General features: G+C 46.9%; 22 protein-coding genes and 1 other annotated feature. Of the genes, 6 read left to right on the forward strand and 16 right to left on the reverse strand.

The features are described 5' to 3' along the window. The first annotated feature begins 95 nt into the window (after positions 1 to 95). A complete protein-coding gene (gene tisB, locus FEK43_RS15675; RefSeq protein WP_135408417.1) occupies positions 96 to 185 on the forward strand; it encodes a type I toxin-antitoxin system toxin TisB in 90 nt (29 codons plus the stop codon). A gap of 296 nt (positions 186 to 481) precedes the next feature. Next, positions 482 to 1,666, forward strand: a complete 1,185-nt coding sequence (gene emrD, locus FEK43_RS15680) for a multidrug efflux MFS transporter EmrD (protein WP_130206777.1) — start codon at positions 482 to 484, stop codon at positions 1,664 to 1,666. Between the two features lie 7 nt (positions 1,667 to 1,673). On the opposite strand, the gene FEK43_RS15685 is transcribed toward emrD, so the two are convergent. Genes FEK43_RS15685 through FEK43_RS15695 form a run of 3 tightly spaced genes read right to left on the reverse strand, consistent with a single transcriptional unit; the run spans position 1,674 to position 2,867 of the window. Then, positions 1,674 to 2,171: a radical SAM protein gene (locus tag FEK43_RS15685; RefSeq protein ID WP_130261105.1), complete on the reverse strand. Its 498-nt coding sequence runs from the start codon at positions 2,169 to 2,171 to the stop codon at positions 1,674 to 1,676. Next, entirely contained in the window at positions 2,168 to 2,530 is a 363-nt protein-coding gene (locus tag FEK43_RS15690) for a DUF202 domain-containing protein (RefSeq protein WP_135408415.1), read from the reverse strand. The genes FEK43_RS15685 and FEK43_RS15690 overlap by 4 nt, the downstream gene beginning before the upstream one ends. Next, positions 2,520 to 2,867: a YidH family protein gene (locus FEK43_RS15695; protein ID WP_000703955.1), complete on the reverse strand. Its 348-nt coding sequence runs from the start codon at positions 2,865 to 2,867 to the stop codon at positions 2,520 to 2,522. Before FEK43_RS15695 ends, FEK43_RS15690 begins: the two co-directional genes overlap by 11 nt. A 108-nt stretch (positions 2,868 to 2,975) precedes the next feature. Between FEK43_RS15695 and yidI the strand changes: the two genes are divergently transcribed. Further along, the gene (yidI, locus tag FEK43_RS15700; RefSeq protein WP_130206780.1) at positions 2,976 to 3,425 is read left to right on the forward strand and encodes a protein YidI; all 450 of its coding nucleotides are present in this window, start codon (positions 2,976 to 2,978) and stop codon (positions 3,423 to 3,425) included. Positions 3,426 to 3,502: 77 nt separating this feature from the next. On the opposite strand, the gene FEK43_RS15705 is transcribed toward yidI, so the two are convergent. From FEK43_RS15705 to ibpA, 3 genes are all read right to left on the reverse strand, one after another. Next, positions 3,503 to 5,164, reverse strand: a complete 1,662-nt coding sequence (locus FEK43_RS15705) for a putative transporter (RefSeq protein WP_135408413.1) — start codon at positions 5,162 to 5,164, stop codon at positions 3,503 to 3,505. Between the two features lie 195 nt (positions 5,165 to 5,359). Beyond that, positions 5,360 to 5,788 (reverse strand): small heat shock chaperone IbpB, encoded by a 429-nt coding sequence (gene ibpB / locus FEK43_RS15710; protein WP_138158625.1) that lies wholly within the window; start codon positions 5,786 to 5,788, stop codon positions 5,360 to 5,362. A 110-nt stretch (positions 5,789 to 5,898) separates the two neighbouring features. Further along, positions 5,899 to 6,312 (reverse strand): small heat shock chaperone IbpA, encoded by a 414-nt coding sequence (gene ibpA, locus FEK43_RS15715; protein WP_001243437.1) that lies wholly within the window; start codon positions 6,310 to 6,312, stop codon positions 5,899 to 5,901. Continuing rightward, positions 6,306 to 6,378 (reverse strand) — a sequence feature (ROSE (Repression Of Heat Shock gene Expression) occurs in the 5'-region of heat shock genes and acts as an RNA thermometer to modulate expression.). It overlaps the preceding gene by 7 nt. A 238-nt stretch (positions 6,379 to 6,616) precedes the next feature. Here ibpA and FEK43_RS15720 point away from each other — a divergent pair. Beyond that, entirely contained in the window at positions 6,617 to 6,949 is a 333-nt protein-coding gene (locus FEK43_RS15720) for a YceK/YidQ family lipoprotein (protein ID WP_130206784.1), read from the forward strand. 1 nt (position 6,950) lies between these two features. Here the strand turns inward: FEK43_RS15720 and FEK43_RS15725 are convergent, their stop codons facing one another. Beyond that, entirely contained in the window at positions 6,951 to 8,165 is a 1,215-nt protein-coding gene (locus tag FEK43_RS15725) for a DUF3748 domain-containing protein (protein WP_205713173.1), read from the reverse strand. 100 nt (positions 8,166 to 8,265) lie between these two features. Here FEK43_RS15725 and cbrA point away from each other — a divergent pair, with 100 nt between their 5' ends. Beyond that, positions 8,266 to 9,336, forward strand: coding sequence for a colicin M resistance lipid reductase CbrA (gene cbrA / locus FEK43_RS15730; RefSeq protein WP_135408411.1), 1,071 nt, complete (start codon positions 8,266 to 8,268; stop codon positions 9,334 to 9,336). A gap of 2 nt (positions 9,337 to 9,338) precedes the next feature. Here the strand turns inward: cbrA and FEK43_RS15735 are convergent, their stop codons facing one another. From FEK43_RS15735 to dgoR, 7 genes are all read right to left on the reverse strand, one after another. After that, positions 9,339 to 10,619, reverse strand: a complete 1,281-nt coding sequence (locus FEK43_RS15735) for a TRAP transporter large permease subunit (protein WP_135408409.1) — start codon at positions 10,617 to 10,619, stop codon at positions 9,339 to 9,341. Positions 10,620 to 10,825: 206 nt separating this feature from the next. Then, positions 10,826 to 11,302, reverse strand: coding sequence for a TRAP transporter small permease (locus FEK43_RS15740; RefSeq protein WP_138158627.1), 477 nt, complete (start codon positions 11,300 to 11,302; stop codon positions 10,826 to 10,828). 89 nt (positions 11,303 to 11,391) lie between these two features. After that, entirely contained in the window at positions 11,392 to 12,411 is a 1,020-nt protein-coding gene (locus tag FEK43_RS15745) for a TRAP transporter substrate-binding protein (protein ID WP_135408405.1), read from the reverse strand. A gap of 64 nt (positions 12,412 to 12,475) precedes the next feature. Further along, positions 12,476 to 13,243 (reverse strand): gluconate 5-dehydrogenase, encoded by a 768-nt coding sequence (gene idnO, locus FEK43_RS15750; RefSeq protein ID WP_135408403.1) that lies wholly within the window; start codon positions 13,241 to 13,243, stop codon positions 12,476 to 12,478. 10 nt (positions 13,244 to 13,253) lie between these two features. Continuing rightward, the gene (locus FEK43_RS15755; protein ID WP_138158628.1) at positions 13,254 to 14,309 is read right to left on the reverse strand and encodes an alcohol dehydrogenase catalytic domain-containing protein; all 1,056 of its coding nucleotides are present in this window, start codon (positions 14,307 to 14,309) and stop codon (positions 13,254 to 13,256) included. Between the two features lie 57 nt (positions 14,310 to 14,366). Beyond that, entirely contained in the window at positions 14,367 to 15,515 is a 1,149-nt protein-coding gene (gene dgoD, locus FEK43_RS15760) for a galactonate dehydratase (RefSeq protein ID WP_135408399.1), read from the reverse strand. 75 nt (positions 15,516 to 15,590) lie between these two features. Then, positions 15,591 to 16,280 carry a D-galactonate utilization transcriptional regulator DgoR gene (dgoR, locus tag FEK43_RS15765; protein ID WP_135408397.1) on the reverse strand — a complete coding sequence of 230 codons (690 nt, stop codon included), beginning with the start codon at positions 16,278 to 16,280 and terminating at the stop codon, positions 15,591 to 15,593. Positions 16,281 to 16,557: 277 nt separating this feature from the next. On the opposite strand from dgoR, the gene FEK43_RS15770 reads away from it, so the two are divergent. After that, positions 16,558 to 17,214, forward strand: coding sequence for a hypothetical protein (locus FEK43_RS15770; RefSeq protein ID WP_135408395.1), 657 nt, complete (start codon positions 16,558 to 16,560; stop codon positions 17,212 to 17,214). Between the two features lie 43 nt (positions 17,215 to 17,257). On the opposite strand, the gene yidA is transcribed toward FEK43_RS15770, so the two are convergent. Both yidA and FEK43_RS15780 read right to left on the reverse strand, forming a co-directional pair. Beyond that, a complete protein-coding gene (gene yidA, locus FEK43_RS15775) occupies positions 17,258 to 18,070 on the reverse strand; it encodes a sugar-phosphatase (protein WP_130215106.1) in 813 nt (270 codons plus the stop codon). A 114-nt stretch (positions 18,071 to 18,184) separates the two neighbouring features. Then, complete coding sequence (locus FEK43_RS15780) at positions 18,185 to 18,583, reverse strand: YidB family protein (protein WP_205712815.1); 399 nt, start codon at positions 18,581 to 18,583, stop codon at positions 18,185 to 18,187. Between the last annotated feature and the right edge of the window lie 86 nt (positions 18,584 to 18,669).

Here is an 18,669-nt window from a genome sequence, read left to right on the forward strand (position 1 = left end):
ACGTTTCTTCTGAAGAAGCTGCGTGCGCAACAGCTGGCAACAGGCAGCGGAAAGGTACGTCAGCTGGCAGTGCTCCTGAACCACAGGAGACGCGTATGAGCCTGGTGGATATTGCCATTCTTATCCTCAAACTCATTGTTGCTGCACTGCAACTGCTTGATGCTGTTCTGAAATACCCGAAGTAATTCAGATTCAAGTCGCACCAAAGGGGAGCGGGAAACCGCTCCCCTTTCATATTCTGCTGGCAGATTGGTGTCGTATGCGATGCTGACACATCTTTCCGACCTACAGTATTTATTTAAGCTAAAGTCCCTTCCGGCAACATTTATTGCCGCTGTTGTTTATATTTTCTGCCGTTTTGTTATTCATCATTCCGTATATATATCTGGCTAACATTTATCAATGTGATAGATTCCTCTCCTGCATTTATTCGAATGCGTAGTAACTTATTCTAAATATATTTTTAAAAGCGTCCGTGATAATGAAAAGGCATAGAAACGTCAATTTATTATTGATGTTGGTATTACTCGTGGCCGTCGGTCAGATGGCACAAACTATTTATATTCCTGCTATTGCCGATATGGCACAAGATCTCAACGTCCGTGAAGGGGCGGTGCAGAGCGTAATGGGCGCTTATCTGCTGACCTACGGTATCTCACAACTATTTTATGGCCCAATTTCCGACAGAGTGGGACGCCGCCCGGTGATCCTCGTCGGAATGTCCATTTTTATGTTGGCGACACTGGTGGCAGTCACCACTTCCAGCCTGACGGTGTTAATTGCCGCCAGTGCGATTCAGGGGATGGGGACCGGGGTCGGCGGCGTAATGGCGCGTACATTGCCGCGTGATTTATATGAACGGACACAGCTTCGTCACGCTAATAGCATGTTAAATATGGGGATTCTCGTAAGTCCGTTGCTCGCACCACTCATTGGCGGCCTGCTGAATACCCTGTGGAGCTGGCGGGCCTGTTATCTGTTTTTGCTGGTGCTTTGTGCCAGTGTGACGTTCAGCATGGCGCGCTGGATGCCGGAAACACGCCCTGTCGATGCGCCGCGTACGCGCCTGCTCACCAGTTATAAAACACTCTTTGGCAATGGCAGCTTTAACTGCTATTTGCTGATGTTAATTGGTGGTCTGGCAGGGATTGCCGCTTTCGAAGCCTGTTCCGGTGTGTTGATGGGGGCAGTGTTAGGGTTGAGCAGCATGACAGTCAGTATTTTGTTTATTCTGCCAATTCCAGCGGCATTCTTCGGCGCATGGTTTGCTGGTCGACCGAATAAACGTTTCTCTACGTTAATGTGGCAGTCGGTTATCTGTTGCCTGTTGGCAGGAATGATGATGTGGATCCCCGGCTGGTTTAGCGTGATGAATGTCTGGACGTTGCTCGTTCCCGCCGCGCTGTTCTTTTTCGGTGCCGGGATGCTGTTTCCGCTGGCAACCAGCGGCGCAATGGAGCCATTCCCCTTCCTTGCTGGCACGGCTGGTGCGCTGGTCGGCGGCCTGCAAAACATTGGTTCCGGCGTGCTGGCGTCGCTCTCCGCGATGCTGCCGCAAACCGGTCAGGGCAGCCTGGGGTTGTTGATGACCTTAATGGGATTGTTGATCGTGCTGTGCTGGCTACCGCTGGCGACGCGGATGTCGCATCAGGGGCAGCCTGTTTAAGCTCACGTCACCGCAGCATCGTCATCAACTCCATAGGAGAACGATGCTGCTTTATCAGGTCACGCATCACCCGCATGTGCGGCGCAGAGTGGGAATAAAAAGCTTGATAGCCAACACAAAGCACGTTGCCAGGAGAATCCTCCTGGGAATGTCGGCACAAGCGACGCCAGTCGCACACCTGACACTCCCGCCGAAGTTGTACGTTTTCGCTCCCGCACCATTTTTGCAGCGTGGCGTCAAAAAGTTCGACTGATATACGACCAATATCTGCACGCACCCAACGCTCGAACAGAGCGATTAAAAATTGCCCCCACAGTTCAGCCGTCACCGAAGAAGCTGTCAGCTCGCCCCGGTCATCAAATTCTATATGGGGAATAAGTTGCACGGAGCGAAGACCCCGCTGTTTGAAATTCTGATAAAAATCGGCAGGTTGTAGCGCATCTTTATACTCTACAACCAGTTTATGCCTGTCCTCTTCAGCATTTACAACCTGACTTCCTGTCATGCGACTCTCTCAATCAATACGATTAGTTGATGTATATGCGTTACAGCAAACAGTATTGCAAGAAATAACACCGCGAGGGAGATCATAAATTTGTCACGGATGACGTTAAATTGAGAAAAATCACTATTAGTCACATCCATTAAATTACGATTACGGGTATAGCGCCAAAGTATTAATGCCACAATGGCGAGGATGCCAATAGAAATCCAGAACAACGCGCCGGCCTGATGCCAGTTGTGTTTAATTGCCAGCGCCATCAGCGCGCCATAACCCAGCATGGTGCGAAACCACGCCAACGATGTCCGTTCTGGCTGAAGTCCGGGATCAGCAATGCGTCTGGCTTTGCGACTATCCGGCATACAGCACCAGCCCCATGACTATTACCGCTACGATCATCAATATTAAGCTGATGATTAATAAGCTGTTGGTATAGGGTAAGTCCTCTTTCAGACGCATCGCTTTTTCATTGCGTAACCAGCGCAGATAGCCATACATCGCTAATCCGCCGGAAAACAGGCATAACAATAACGCCAGCAGCTCACGAATGACGGGCGTGGCGAAGTCTGGCGCAAGTTGATCCAACCCGACGCCCGCCGCCAGAAATCCCAACGCGGTACGGATCCATGCCAGAAATGTACGTTCATTAGCCAACGAAAAGCGGTAATCAGGCGCTTCTCCAAGGCGGGAAATTTTCATTGTTGCTCCTTTGCACTTTCACTAACGCTCTACCTTTAGCGGTTATTTTTAAGAATTTCGTCCACCCGTTTCCTGATATGCTTTTGCCATCCACTACAAGGAGGTCTGATGGGTATCATAGCGCAAAATAAAAGCAGTTCACTGGGCATGCTGTTCGGTGCCATCGCTTTATTGATGGGTATTATCCACTTTTCATTCGGCCCTTTTGCCGCGCCACCACCAACGCTGGAAAGCATCGTGGCGGACAAAACGGCTGAAATTAAAAGAGGTCTTCTCGCCGGAATAAAAGGTGAAAAAATTACTACGGTAGAGAAAAAAGAGACGGTTGATGTCGATAAAATCCTCGATCAAGGCGGTATCGCACTGGCCATTGCCGCGCTACTCTGCGCATTTGTTGGCGGTATGCGTAAGGAAAATCGCTGGGGCATTCGAGGTGCACTGGTATTTGGCGGCGGGACGCTGGCTTTCCATACCTTGCTTTTTGGTATCGGCATCGTGTGCAGCATTTTGCTGATATTCCTTATCTTTTCCTTCCTGACCGGCGGTTCACTGGTTTAAGCAACGCGGTAATGTTCAGAAATGCATTGTGAATGCCAGGTGGAGAACCATTTATGGCGACTCCACCCGGAAAAGCGTTAGCCGATACTCCAGAAAAGCACCGCCAGTAACTGTGGTGTGATAATGCGCAGGAACATAACTAACGGATACACCGTGGCGTAAGAGAGCGCTGCCGCGCCACTGGTAGGATGAAGATTATTGGCAAACGCCAGTGCCGGAGGATCGGTCATTGAACCCGCGAGCATCCCGCACATCGTGAGATAATTCATTTTGACTAACATCCGCGCCAGAATGCCAGCCGTGATCAGCGGAATTGCAGTAATCAATGCGCCATAGCCTATCCAGCTTAACCCTTCGCCATCCACCAGTGTATGGATAAAATCGCCGCCGGATTTCAGGCCAACTACCGAGAGAAACAGTACGATACCCAGTTCGCGCAGCGCCAGGTTGGCACTTGGCGGCATAAACCAGTAAAGCTTACCAATGCTGCCGATACGCCCGAGGATCAGCGCCATAATCAGCGGACCACCCGCCAGCCCCAACTTCAACGCAGCCGGGAATCCAGGCACAAACACCGGAATGGAACCCAACAATACGCCAAGCCCAATACCAATAAACACCGGTAACATTTGTACCTGTTGCAATTTTTGCTGCGCATTACCTAATACATTAGCAACGGCATCAATCGCGGACGGGCGTCCAACCAGGTTGAGAATATCGCCAAATTGCAGGCTAATATCGCTACTTGCAACTAATTCAACGCCAGCACGGTTCAGGCGCGAAATAACGACGTCATAGCGCTCCTTAAAGTGCAGGTCGCGAATACGTTTACCAAGCACATTCTCATTGGTGACCACCACGCGTTCGACGCGCAGATCGGTGCCTTTCGTCGACAGCGAGGTATCCACTTCCTGACCAATCACCAATTGCGCATTATGTAAATCCGCAGGCTGCCCCACCAGATGAAGCAAATCGCCCAACTGAATAATGGTTTCCGGAGAAGGTACTTTGAGGGTTTCCTCTCGTTTCAATCGCGAGCAGATAACTTTATCACCATTGAGAATCGGTACATCTTTAATCGCTAAATTATGTAAGTTAGGGTTATCAACACGGATGTTAATGGTCCTGATCAGCACGCTACCGTTAGTCCGCGTGGACTCGTGTCGCAACGCCTCAGTCTCAACATTGACGCGGAAAATAACCCGCAGCATCCACATAGTGAACAAAATGCCGCAAATGCCAAATGGATACGCCATCGCATAGCTCATCCCCATCTGATCGACCATCTCCATCGGTGTCCCCAGGTCGCGTAAGATCTGCTGACCTGCACCCAGCGCTGGTGTATTGGTGACCGCGCCGGAGAAAATCCCCAGTACCACGGGAAGTGGAATATCGAAAAGTTTATGCAGGATGGCGGTGACCAGACCACCGAGGATGACAACCAAAACAGCAAACAAATTGAGGCGTAATCCGGAGACACGCAACGAGGCAAAGAAGCCCGGCCCCACCTGAATACCGATAGTATAAACGAACAGGATCAGACCAAATTCCTGGATAACATGCAGCATGTCGCTGCTTAATGTCATCCCCGCCTGTGAAACAAAATGGCCGACGATGATCCCACCGAACAGCACGCCGCCAATGCCCAATCCAACACCGCGAAACTTGACGTTGCCGATAAACAACCCGACGACCGCCACCAAAGCCAGAATACTGACCGTTAATGCTATATCACTCATCGTCCATTTCTCTTGAAATAACATTTTAATTGCTACGGATTATGGCTGAATCGGTGAAGCAGATTTGCCTTATGGCGCACATTATCACGGTAAAGAAAGTGCCGGAACATCTTAAATTGGCGAAAATTAAAACATTGTTGAAGATTGCAGGCAAAAAAAGCCCCACCAAACTGGCGGGGCAAAGAGAATAGCTAATTAGCTATTTAACGCGGGACGTTCGCTGATAGCGATACGCTGCGCTGCGCTGGGTTCAGGCTCATTACGAATTAAATCAATATGCAGTAAACCATTAACGAAGGTTGCGCCAGAGACTTCCATATTTTCAGCCAGCGTAAAGCTCAGGCTAAACGGCTGATTCATAAGCCCTTGATGCAGCCATTTCTTCTCTTCTTTTGGCTGCTCCGGCGTGCCTTTTACGCTCAGGCGCGTTCCTTCCAGTTGAATATCTAAATCTTCCTGACGAAAACCTGCCAGCGCAAGGGTAATGCGGTAGTGGTTATCGTCGCTTTTCTCAATGTTGTACGGCGGGAAACTCTGGCTTTCACCGGCGTTTTGCAGTGCGTTGGCCAGTTTGTCAAAACCGATCCATTGACGCATCAGTGGGGATAAATCGAAGTTACGCATAGTCATTTCTCCTTCTAAGAAGCGAGTAAGTACCTGCAAATCCGAAGATTCGCATATGCTCCCTGACGGCGAGCATCAAATGTCAGGCCGCGCACTGCGGCCTTAGAGAATTAGTTGATTTCGATACGGCGCGGTTTTTTCGCTTCAGGAATCACGCGTTCGAGATCGATATACAGCAGACCGTTCACCAGGTTAGCGCCACGAACATGAATGTTCTCAGCTAACTGGAATTTACGTTCAAAGTTGCGTTCAGCGATGCCCTGGTACAGGTAGGTGCGCTCTTTTTGTTCGTCGGCGTGAGCACCTTTCACTACCAGCAGATTGTCCTGGGCGGTAATTTCCAGTTCACTTTCGGCAAAGCCAGCCACCGCGATAGCAATGCGGTAATGGTTTTCGTCTACCAGTTCAACATTGTACGGAGGGTAGCCGCCATTACTCTGGCTCTGGTTGTTTTCTAAGTGGTTAAACAAACGATCAAATCCAATAGCAGAACGGTAAAGCGGGGATAAATCAAAGTTACGCATAATTAATAGCTCCTGAAATCAGCGAGAATGTAAGACCTTCCACAATGGACAGGTCGGATAGCCAGAACACCCATCAGGCGTGTTCTCATTGGCTACGGTATAAAAATGGGTCTGGATATGCACTTTTCAAGTCTTTTCGACGGACTTTTTTTTGCAGTTTGTGGTCTATTGCATAGACTGGGGGGCAGCACGAAACGTTAAAGTGCGATAGCCGCCACAGTGCGACATGATGATGATGTTATTTTCAGCAAGGGATCGCTATAACACATCATGCCAACACCAACGATCAACAGATGAATTTATTATGATAAGAAATGTGTTGTTAGCGCTCATGATATGCAGCGGAATGACGTTACTCGGAGGATGCTCCAGCGTAATGTCCCATACCGGGGGGAAGGAGGGAACGTATCCCGGCACCCGCGCCAGTGCCACCATGATTGGTGATGACACAACAAACTGGGGAACCAAATCGCTGGCAATTCTCGATATGCCATTTACCGCAGTCATGGATACGCTACTTCTGCCATGGGATGCGTTCCGCAAAGACAGTTCAGTGCGCTCGCGCGTGGAAAAAAGCGAAGCCGACGCGCAAGCCATCAATGCCGTCATTCCACCAGCCAGAATGCCCGTGAACTGATTTAGCGGCCAGTTTTGGTTATCCACAACTGGCCGGCTTCCATCCACGCCAGCCATTGACCATCCGGCGAGAAGACCACCGCGTCCGCTGAAGGTGAGTTGGCGTGATTTTCGGTTAAATACTCAACTTCGCCGCTTTGCGCGTGTACGCAGACAATACGGTTATCCAGCACAACGCCCAGCCATTCTCCCGATGGATGCCAGTTGAATGCTGACTGAATACCCGTTTTGTTATGTGTTAACTGGCGCGGTTCGCCCCCCTGTGGCGAGATAAGCCACAGTTGCACAATGCCGTTATCATCACGCATTAAAAACGCGATTTGCGTTCCTTGTGGGTTACACCGCACCCAGTGGCGCGGGACGTTGACTAACCCCGGGTAATTACGATGGTGCGTAAAGGTTAAACGTCGCTGCACGACGCCACGCGGTGGCGCGGGCAGAGTTGATTCCGTTCCGCTTAACGGCGCGTCGCCCGGCAATTTCCAGCCGTTTTCATCTTGCGGCAATTCAACAATAAACAGCTCCGGCACTTTCTCGCCCTTTTGCGAAAGCGTATCGCCAATAAACGCCAGAGCGTGGTTTCCTACCCATCCTTCTTCATAAGCACGATTGATTTCATCACTGCCAGGCTGCGGCGTGGGCGTTGTTTTACTCACCAGCACGCACCAGTGGCTACCGCTGTATTCACGCGGATGCTGCTTTTGCACATTGACCGGACCAAACGGCGCTGCCACCCCGACGTTTCGCAAATCCAGCGCGGGATCGCGTTCATGCAGCACGTGGTCGTTATAGGTAAAACTCACCATTTCACCGTTTGGGCTAAAGACATGTACATGACTGCCGCCGCGTAACGCCCCTGGAGTGTACGGAACGGTAATATCCATTGCATCGAGATTGCTCACCTTGCCGCTTTCAGCAATCACTCCGCGCCGGTGATGGAAGTCGTAATGCCATGTTTCATCAGGATTTTCAGGTCCGTGGATAAAGACATACTTCTCTGACTTCGGATGAACGGTCACCACGCCGACATGCGCGCCCTGTGACGCGCGGTAGATAACCTCGACCTCGCCGGTATGGATATTCACACGCTCAATGGTTTCACCGGTAAACGACGCGCCAGAAGGACGCACGTCAAATACCAGCCACTGGCTGTCGGGCGTCCAGGTATTGGTATTGGTGAGCAGGTGATTACGGGGAGCAAAGGTTATCTGTTTCATGGCGCGGTCCTGATACAAAACGGTTCCCGCCATCATACTTCACAAGGACTTCACTTTCAGACAATAGTCTTTTGCCATCGTGATGAATGTGAGTGAAAAGATGGAACATTTTGACGTGGCGATTATTGGCCTCGGCCCGGCAGGGTTGGCGTTGGCGCGAAAGTTAGCAGGCAAAATGCAGGTGATCGCGCTGGATAAAAAGCACCAGCATGGGACTGAAGGTTTCAGCAAACCTTGTGGCGGTCTGCTGGCACCGGACGCGCAGCGATCTTTTATTCGCGATGGACTGACGCTTCCTGTCGATGTGATCGCCAACCCGCAGATTTTCAGCGTCAAAACCGTCGACGTCGCCGCATCGCTCACGCGTAACTACCAGCGAAGCTATATCAATATTAATCGCCACGCTTTCGACTTGTGGATGAAATCGCTGATCCCCGCCAGCGTTGAGGTTTATCACGATAGCCTGTGCCGGAAAATCTGGCGTGAGGATGACAAATGGCATGTCATTTTTCGTGCAGACGGCTGGGAGCAGCATATTACTGCCCGCTATCTGGTCGGTGCCGATGGTGCCAACTCGATGGTGCGGCGACATCTCTACCCGGGCCATCAAATTCGTAAATATGTCGCTATCCAGCAGTGGTTCGCAGAGAAACATCCTGTGCCGTTCTACTCCTGCATCTTTGATAATGCGATAACTGACTGTTATTCATGGAGTATCAGCAAAGACGGTTATTTTATCTTTGGCGGTGCCTATCCGATGAAAGACGGTCAGACACGTTTCACGGCGCTGAAAGAGAAAATGAGCGCCTTTCAGTTCCAGTTTGGTAAGGCGGTGAAAAGCGAAAAATGCACGGTGCTGTTTCCCTCACGCTGGCAGGATTTTGTCTGCGGTAAGGACAACGCCTTTCTGATTGGTGAAGCGGCGGGATTTATCAGCGCCAGCTCGCTGGAGGGGATTAGCTATGCGCTGGATAGTGCAGACATTCTGCGTTCGGTGTTACTGAAGCAGCCGGAGAAGAGCAACGCCGCCTACTGGCGCGCCACCCGCAAACTGCGTTTAAAACTCTTCGGCAAGATAGTAAAAAGCCGATGCCTGACCGCACCGGCTTTAAGAAAGTGGATTATGCGCAGTGGTGTGGCGCATATTCCGTCTAATTTGAATAATGGATAAAATCACATCATCCATTTTAGTGGCATTAAGACGATATCAGGGAACAATACCAGTAAAAACATCACTGCAGCTTCTGCCAGTAAAAAAGGTAAAACACCTTTTATTAATTTCTCAATCGGTATTTTACCAACACCACTAACAACATTGAGAATTGAACCAACTGGCGGTGTTAATAATCCAATTGACACGTTCATGATAAATAACACCCCGAAATATACGGGATCAATATGTGCCATTTTCAATACTGGCATTAAAATGGGTGTTAGCACCAGAACAGTTGGTGTTAAATCCATAGCAGAACCAATCGCCAGAATCAGCAACATTAGGGTGAATGTGAGTAGTATTCGATTGTCCATTACCGGCTCAAGAATCTCTATCAATTGAAGAGGAATATTGGCCGCCGTAATAAGCCAGGCTGAGAGGGATGCTGCACAAACAAGGAACATAACAATCGATGTTGTTTTTGCTGCATTTAAAAATAAGGCGTAGAGATCTTTGATTGTGATCTCACGATAAATGACCATTCCAACAAATAAGGAGTACGCTGCCGCTATTATTGCTGCCTCAGTTGGAGAAAAAACTCCCAAGCGTAATCCACCGATGATAATAACAGGTAATAATAATGCCAAAAATCCTTTAGCAATAATACGCCACCTTTTTTTCATCGGAACTCTGGCGGCAGGCTCTACATTTTCATTTTTAACCCCAAAAAATTTCCAGGTTAACACTAATGCAACCGCCATTAAGATACCGGGGACAATTCCTGCCATAAAAAGTTTTGTAATAGAAACCTGCCCACTTACACCATACAAAATCATAGGTATTGATGGTGGAACAATAGTCGCAATAATACCACTACAACCAATTAATCCACCTGAGCGATTTGTGTTATAACCAGATGATTTCATCAGGGGTAATAGCATCGCTGTCAATGCTGCCGTATCTGCAACTGCTGACCCTGATAATGCGCCCATGATTAAGCCGGTAAAAATAACAACATATCCTAATCCACCACGAATATGACCAACACAAGCACTGGCTATTTCAATAATTCTCCGAGTTATTCCTCCATGGTTCATAAACTCGCCAGCTAACATAAAAAAGGGTACGGCCAGTAACGGGAAACTATTGGCACCATCCCACATATTTTGCATAACAATTTGTGGGTCGGTAAAGCCGAGCCAGTACATTAGAATAATACCACAGGCCATTAACGCAAATGCTATAGGTAATCCGAGTGCTATCAAACTCAGCAGAGAACCGACAAATATCAAAATAGTCATATTATTCTCTCACATGATATAATTTTCATCCCAGTGAATTTACATTCCGATAAAGCGACAGATACAAGTGCGCAGATTAATTTACCGAAGCAAATTATTAGGGTGAATGAAATTTGCCAACATACATATAACATTAAGTGTCGTTGGCGCAAGTTGCTCATAATTATTAAAAACACGTTATAGACTTACATCTATATCTTTTTCTGTTAATTTTCCAGAAAAAATTGCATCAGATTACCAGCAGCATTAAACAGCATGGCAAGACCTGAAATATAGCTAACGCCATAGACAAAAATCATACTAATCATCATTACTGGAGATAAATTAAAAAACAATATCTCATGCTGCAGTAACGTACTGTAGAACATATATCCAGCACAGATTATTATTATTATCTGACAAATGACCCAACACGTCATTTTTCCCAAGAGAGATAACCTTGCAGTAATGATGTTTACATTGATATGTGTTTTTTCTCTCAATGCAATTACGGCACCAATAAATGTCATCCAGACAAAAAGAAAACGGGGCAACTCCTCAGCAATATCAATAGAATCATTAAAAATGAAACGCATCATGACATTTATAAAAATAAGAAGAAACATCACAACCATACAAGCAACAAGAATAAAATCCATAAAGGCATAAAAAAAATCATTGAGTTTTTTTAGCACTGATAACATAAATCCTCCATGAATATCATTAACTTATTCAGCAATGAAATATATACACCCAGGTAATTTCGTCAGAAAATTACCTGGATATCGGATCGTTAATGATTTTTTTGTGCTCGAGCTTTCTCAACTTCAGCATAAAACTCTTTAACAAAGGTTTCTCCAACCATTGGAGTATATTTTGCCACTACCGGTTTTACTGCTATACGCAACTTATCTACTTCCTCCGGTGGTAGTGTTACAACCTGAACGCCCGCGTCAGTTAATTTCTTGACAACATCTTTATCAGCTTCACTCATAATATTACGATGAAATTGTTGTACTTCTTTCGCAGATTTTTCAATAACCTGTTGATCTACAGGAGATAATTTATCCCAGAATTTCTTTGAAACTATGATAATACTTGAAGTATAAACGTGATTAGTAATGGTGACGTATTTCTGTACTTCTTGCATTTTATTTGCGTACATATGGATTAGCGGGTTTTCCTGACCATCAATCACCCCCGTTTCAAGAGCAGTGAAGACTTCGGCGAAATCCATAGGCAACGCATTAATCCCCATTGCTTTAAACGTCTCAAGGGCGACCTGGTTTTGCATAACGCGAATTTTCAGCCCCTTCATATCTTCGACTTTATTAATAGGTCGTTTATTATTTGATACTTGCCGGAAACCGGTTTCTACCCATGCAAGGCCAACTAATCCCAACGGTTCAAGAAGTTTGAACAGCCTTTGCCCCATAGCGCCCTGGAAAACATAGTCAACTTCATCCATGTTATTAAAAACAAAAGGGAAATCAAAAATTTGAAGTTCTTTAACTCGACCAGAGATTGGGGCTAAAGAACCATAATAAATTTCCTGTGTTCCGGCCTGAGTCGCACGCAGCATTTTTTCATCGCCACCAAGCACACCACCGGAATAAACCTGAATATTAACTCGACCATCCGTTCCTTTTTTAACCAACTCTGCAAACCTTTCCACCGTTCTGGATTGCGGATGCTCATTTGGCATTGAATGCCCCATTTTAGCTACAAATTCTGCAGCCCACGATGTACTGGAAAAACTGGAAACTAACAGGCAAGAACAAGCAATAGCTTTAATACTTTGCATAAAATTCATTAGATACTCTCCTTTAGATATCGTTAACTTCCTCTAATTACATCTGAGTAATCTCAGTACATCGTCAAACAACAGCCAACATTCCACCATCAACAAAAATCATATGACCATTAACAAAATTTGACGCATCCGCTGCCAGAAATACTGCTGCGCCAATGAGTTCATCTGATTTACCCCAACGCCCTGCAGGTGTTCTTTGACATAACCACTGAGTAAATTCATGATTATTCACCAGCGCCTTATTCATTTCAGTATCAAAATATCCCGGCGCAATACCATTAACCTGAATATTATATTTAGCCAGCTCAGCACACATCCCTCTGGTAAGCATTTTTACCGCACCTTTCGATGCTGCATATGGGATAATGGTTGCTCGTCCTAATTCACTTTGCATCGAACAGATATTTATTATCTTCCCTGATTTACGTTGTATCATATATCTGGCAACGTATTTAGAAAGCATAAAAACAGCTTTTTGATTTACATTAATTATGCTATCCCAATCTGACTCAGGGAACTCTATAAATGGGTGGCGACGCTGAATCCCAGCATTATTAATAAGAATATCAACAGGACCGATTTCATCCTCTATACGCGCTATCTCAGTTTCTATTTGAGAAAAATTCGTCACATCAAAGGGAAAGGAATGAGCAGAAATCCCCATAGAGCATAACTCTAATGCCGTTTTTTCAGCTTTTTCAGCACTGCAATCATTAATAATAATTTCTGTGCCACGCTTACCAAGCCCCTTCGCCAGTAGATAACCGATTCCTTGCGCTGAACCAGTAATCAATGCTCTTTTTCCTGTCAGGTCAAAAATATCCTTTTCCATTTTCGTATCCTTAATTAAAGATAATCTGGACTTTTGCAGAGCGTGTTTTATCAGCAGCTAATCTGATTGCCTCATGAATCTGTAATGCCGGTAATTCAGCTGATATTAACGGGGAGGGATCAATACGCCCAGTTTCAAGCCAACGTACAGCGTTATTAAACTCACTACAAAAACGAAAAGTACCTTTGAGCGTTAACTCCTTTGCAACAATTTGCATTACCGGAACACCTGGCAATCCCCGACTATTACCTACCTGTACAATAATACCTGTTGGTTTAGTGACATGAATAACGCCCTGTAGTGCAGACTCCACACCTGATGCCTCAAAGGAAATATCAAAGAAACCTTTATTGTTCAGATATGGCGACAACAATTCCTCATCAACAGGGTTAATTACTTCATCTGCCCCCATAGTACTGGCCAGACCGCAACTCTTTTCACTTACATCAAATGCAGTAACAGAAAGTGCGCCGCACGCTTTAGCTGCTGCAATAATGAGACATCCGATGGGACCGGCCCCACTTACTAATATATTTTTCCCCACAAGACTTCCGGCTTGATTAATCGCATGTAAAGCAACCGCAAGAGGTTCCGCAAAAACCATAACCTTGTCAGAGCAGTTACAATCATAGGGTACACAGCGCATAGGAGCCACAGATAAATAGTCAGCAAAGCCCCCATGAATATGGGGAGTGCGCATTGCGCTTCCAAAGAAAAGCATATCTGTACAGTGATTACCTTTACCTTCCAGGCAATAATTACAGTGACCACAAGATAGAGACGGATTAATTGCTACCTTTTGTCCAACCATCAAGGTTTGTGATTCACCAAAATCAATTACCGTACCAATAATCTCATGGCCTAATAACATCGGGGGCTGTAATTTTATATCACCAACACCACCATGATAAAAATAATGAATATCTGAACCGCAAATTCCACCACGGTTAATTTTAATAGCAACATGACCTTTTTCAATTGATGTTATTTTTTGTTCAACAACCAGATCCTGTTCACCTTTGATATAACATGCCAGTCCAGTAAATGTTTTTTCCTGATAAGACATAAACCATTCCTTAGTGATATATTCATATTAATTATATTATTAATATGGTTTAGAATATTACCATTCGGCAACACTACCATCGTTATGACGCCACAATGGATTACGCCAGTCTGGGGCATTTTTACTAAAGTTAATGACTTTTTCTTCGTCAATGTCCACACCAAGCCCTGGTTTGGTTAGCAACTTAAAATAACCGCCAACCATATTAAAATCCTCTTTGTTTTTCACAAAATCGAGTAATTCCGCGCCTTTATTGTAGTGAATCCCCATACTCTGCTCCTGAAATACTGCATTCCAGGAGACAAAATCGATATGCAGGCAGGCTGCCAGTGCAATGGGTCCCAGAGGACAATGTGGCGCAATCATTACGTCATAGGCTTCCGCCATACTGGCAATTTTGTAGCACTCGGAAATACCACCGGCGTGGGACAGGTCTGGTTGCAGAATAGAAATACCACCTGCTTCCAGAACGCGTTTGAAATCGAAACGCGAGAACATACGTTCCCCTGCAGCAATCGGAATATGCGTTGCCGCTGCCAGTTTGGGATAATACTCGGCTTGTTCTGCCAGAACAGGTTCTTCAATAAACAGTGGGCGATACGGCTCCAGTTCTTTGATCAACACTTTCGCCATCGGTGCGCTAACGCGACCATGAAAATCAAGACCAAATTCAATTTCATTGCCAAATGCTTCACGGATTTGCGCTACGGTGTTCACCGCGGCATCAATCGCACGGGAATTATCAACCTGCGCCAGTTCTTCACAGCCGTTCAGTTTGAAGGTATCAAAGCCAATCTCACGCAGAGTCTGGATACCGGAGATAACATCTGCCGGACGATCGCCGCCTACCCAGCTATAGGCTTTAATTTTGTCACGAACCGGACCACCTAAAAGTTGTGAAACCGGAGCGTTCAGTACCTTACCTTTAATATCCCACAGCGCCTGGTCAATTCCGGCGATGGCACTCATTAAAATGGGGCCACCGCGATAAAATCCGCCGCGGTACATCACTTGCCATAAATCGTTGAGGCGGGATGGATCCTGACCTATCAGATAATCACCTAGTTCATGTACCGCCGCTTCAACCGTGCGGGCACGGCCTTCAATGACCGGTTCCCCCCAACCTACTACCCCTTCGTCTGTTTCAACTTTGAGGAACATCCAGCGGGGAGGTAAACGATATGTGGTGATATTAGTTATTTTCATTGCACTGCCTCTCAATACACCGTGATAAATAACGCGGCAAGGACGCGCCCTGGTTAGAGGCAGTGCAACACGCTATTACGTAATCTCTTTCAGCCTGCGTGTCGAACTGGCAATCATGCTGAGTGCTGCCTGCTCTGCCGCATCACCGTCCTGATGCCGTATCGCATCGAATAACACTTTATGTTCCAGGAGAGTTTGTGGCATGTTGGCCTCATCCCCTCGCCAGGTTCGTTCAAAAACCGCTCGCTGCAACGAACTGATCGCGATGCTAAGTTGCTGTAACACCGGGTTATGCACCGATTGCAGTACCGCCTCGTGATAGCGAATATCCGCTTCGTTAAACGCCTCGCGATCCTGATTGTTGGCTATCATCTCGTTCAGCGCCGATTCAATCTGCGCCAGATCGCTGGAAGTCGCGCGCTCCGCCGCCCAGCGGGCAATCGCAGGTTCCACCAGATTTCGTACTTCGCTCATTGCACTGATAAGCCGTGGATCGTAGTCGTTTTCCAGCACCCATTGCAGTACGTCAGTGTCGAGGTAATTCCACTGGTTACGTGCTGCCACAAACGCCCCGCGATAACGTTTCATTTCAATCAGCCGCTTCGCCATCAGCGAACGGAACACTTCACGGATGATGTTGCGCGAGGTTGCAAACTCCTCACAGAGTTCCGCCTCGGCCGGAAGCGGTGAGCCAGGCACGTATTTGCCGTGAACGATCTGTTTACCCAGTGTAATGACGATGCGATCGGTTTTATTGAGAGTCATGGAGAGTCCTTGTGCTCTGTATGTTCTTCTCTACTTTACCCCGATCGATGCATAACGCGGCAACTTTGTAGTACCAACGTGATGACATTCGCGTTTGCTGTGCGCGTAATGTAGTACAAATTTATATTGTTGTACTACAATTTAGATCACAAAAAGAACAATACATAAAAAATGACATGCGCCGGGCAGAAATCTGAAAAGGGGTATCAGGCGCTAAACAGGAGGGAAAGAAGAGTATGCTTTCAACGGATTAGCACTCTTGTTTAAAGGATTAATCATGAAGTTGAATTTTAAGGGATTTTTTAAGGCTGCCGGTTTGTGTTCTTTGGCATTTGCGTTGACCGGATGTATCACCGCAGGACTGGTTTTTAATACCGCAAGCCCTTCACATGCCGAGCAATGGCGGTCAGACACGATTAAGGGTTTATCGCTGGCAGAGGATAGTAATGGTACGAAAGGCTTTGTTTTTGTAGGAGAATCGCTGGACTACCTGTTGACCAACGGCGGCGATGAGGTGGTTAAAATGCTGAACGATCCGGCAATTCATGGTGAAAGAATCACCGTCCATGATAACGCGAAATTTATTTTAAGCAGCAGTAATAAGAATTTCTCTGGTGCTATTACGCTCTATTACGACTGGAACAACGAAGAAGATAAGGCACTGGCAACACAATATGGTTTTATTTGTGATACCCGCCGTTGTACATGGATGCTGGACGGCCTGAAAGGCTCTATCCACCAGAAAAATAAAAAAGCGGATTACTCAAACGTGATGGTTTTCCATCAACCCTTTACGGTGGGATTTTATGAGTACAAAGCAACAGATGGAGTCCCACGCGGCCTCGTTAATGCGCTGCTACCAGTCACTCTTACGCTGGATATAGTAACATCACCACTCCAGTTCCTGATTTTATGCACTACCAGAAATTGTTAATCGCTGCGGGCAAACGCATTCATGCTGTTTGCCCGCCCACAGATTAATTCAGCACATATTTCTCAATAGCAAACGCCACGCCATCTTCAAGGTTGGATTTGGTGACAAAGTTCGCCACTTCTTTCACCGAAGGAATAGCGTTATCCATTGCCACACCAACACCTGCATATTCAATCATTGCGATGTCGTTTTCCTGATCGCCAATCGCCATGATTTCTTCCGGTTTAATACCTAACACGTCGGCCAATGATTTCACACCCGTACCTTTGTTAACGCGTTTATCGAGGATTTCGAGGAAGTACGGCGCACTTTTCAGCACGGTATATTTCTCTTTCACTTCCTGCGGAATACGCGCGATCGCCTGGTCGAGGATGGCGGGTTCATCAATCATCATCACTTTCAGGAGCTGTATATTGGGGTCCATTCTTTCCGCTTCGCAGAATACCAGCGGAATGGTAGCCACAAATGATTCATGCACCGTGTAATAGCTGATATCACGGTTAGCGGTGTACAGCGTGGTGCGGTCCAGCGCGTGGAAATGGGAACCGACTTCGCGAGAGAGTTTTTCCAGGAAACGGTAGTCGTCATAGCTGAGAGCGGTTTGCGCTACGGTGCTGCCATCAGCAGCCTTCTGTACCAGCGCGCCGTTGTAAGTAATGCAGTAGTCGCCTGGCTGTTCCATGTGCAGTTCTTTCAGGTAGTTGTGAACGCCTGCATAAGGGCGGCCCGTCGTTAGCACAACATTCACGCCACGGGCGCGAGCTGCGGCAATCGCATTTTTAACGGCGGGTGAAATGGTGTGATCGGGCAGCAGAAGGGTGCCATCCATATCGATAGCAATGAGTTTGATAGCCATGAGTTCCCCAGGTAGATTGATTCCTGACCCATGCTAACGCGATTGCGCTCAAAAATCAGTACAACACCCGAGGGAAAAGGGGGATGCAACGCGCGTTGCGTGTCCCCCTTTTGCTTAGCTGAAAAGTTTTCCTTTTAGCAACTCCATGCCTGCGGAAAGCAGATCGTTATTGGCTTGCGGCGAAACTTCGCCCTGCGGCGATAGAGCATCAATAATCTTCGGTAATTGTTCCGCCAGCATGTTGGAAGCAGCACTGGTATCAACACCGAGTTTTTGTCCAAGATCGGACACCGCATTTGTGCCAAGTGCCGATTCCAGTTGTTCGCCGCTCACCGGTTGATTGCTTTGTTGATTACTCAACCAGGTTGTGAGAATGGCACCTAAGCCGCCACTTTGCAGTTTTTCCAGCAGTACCTGAACGCCGCCCTGCTCCTCGACCCAACTTAAAATCGCCTGATATTTCCCCGCATCGCCTTTCAAAAAGGCACCTACAACTTCATCAAAAAGCCCCATGATAATCACCTGTAAAGCGTTACGTGTTGACTCAAAAAGTATAGTTCTGCGGGATGATAATTGCGGATTACAGGAATAAAAAGGGC

Origin of the sequence: Escherichia sp. E2562, from assembly GCF_005781075.1 — a bacterium.
Lineage (GTDB): Bacteria > Pseudomonadota > Gammaproteobacteria > Enterobacterales > Enterobacteriaceae > Escherichia.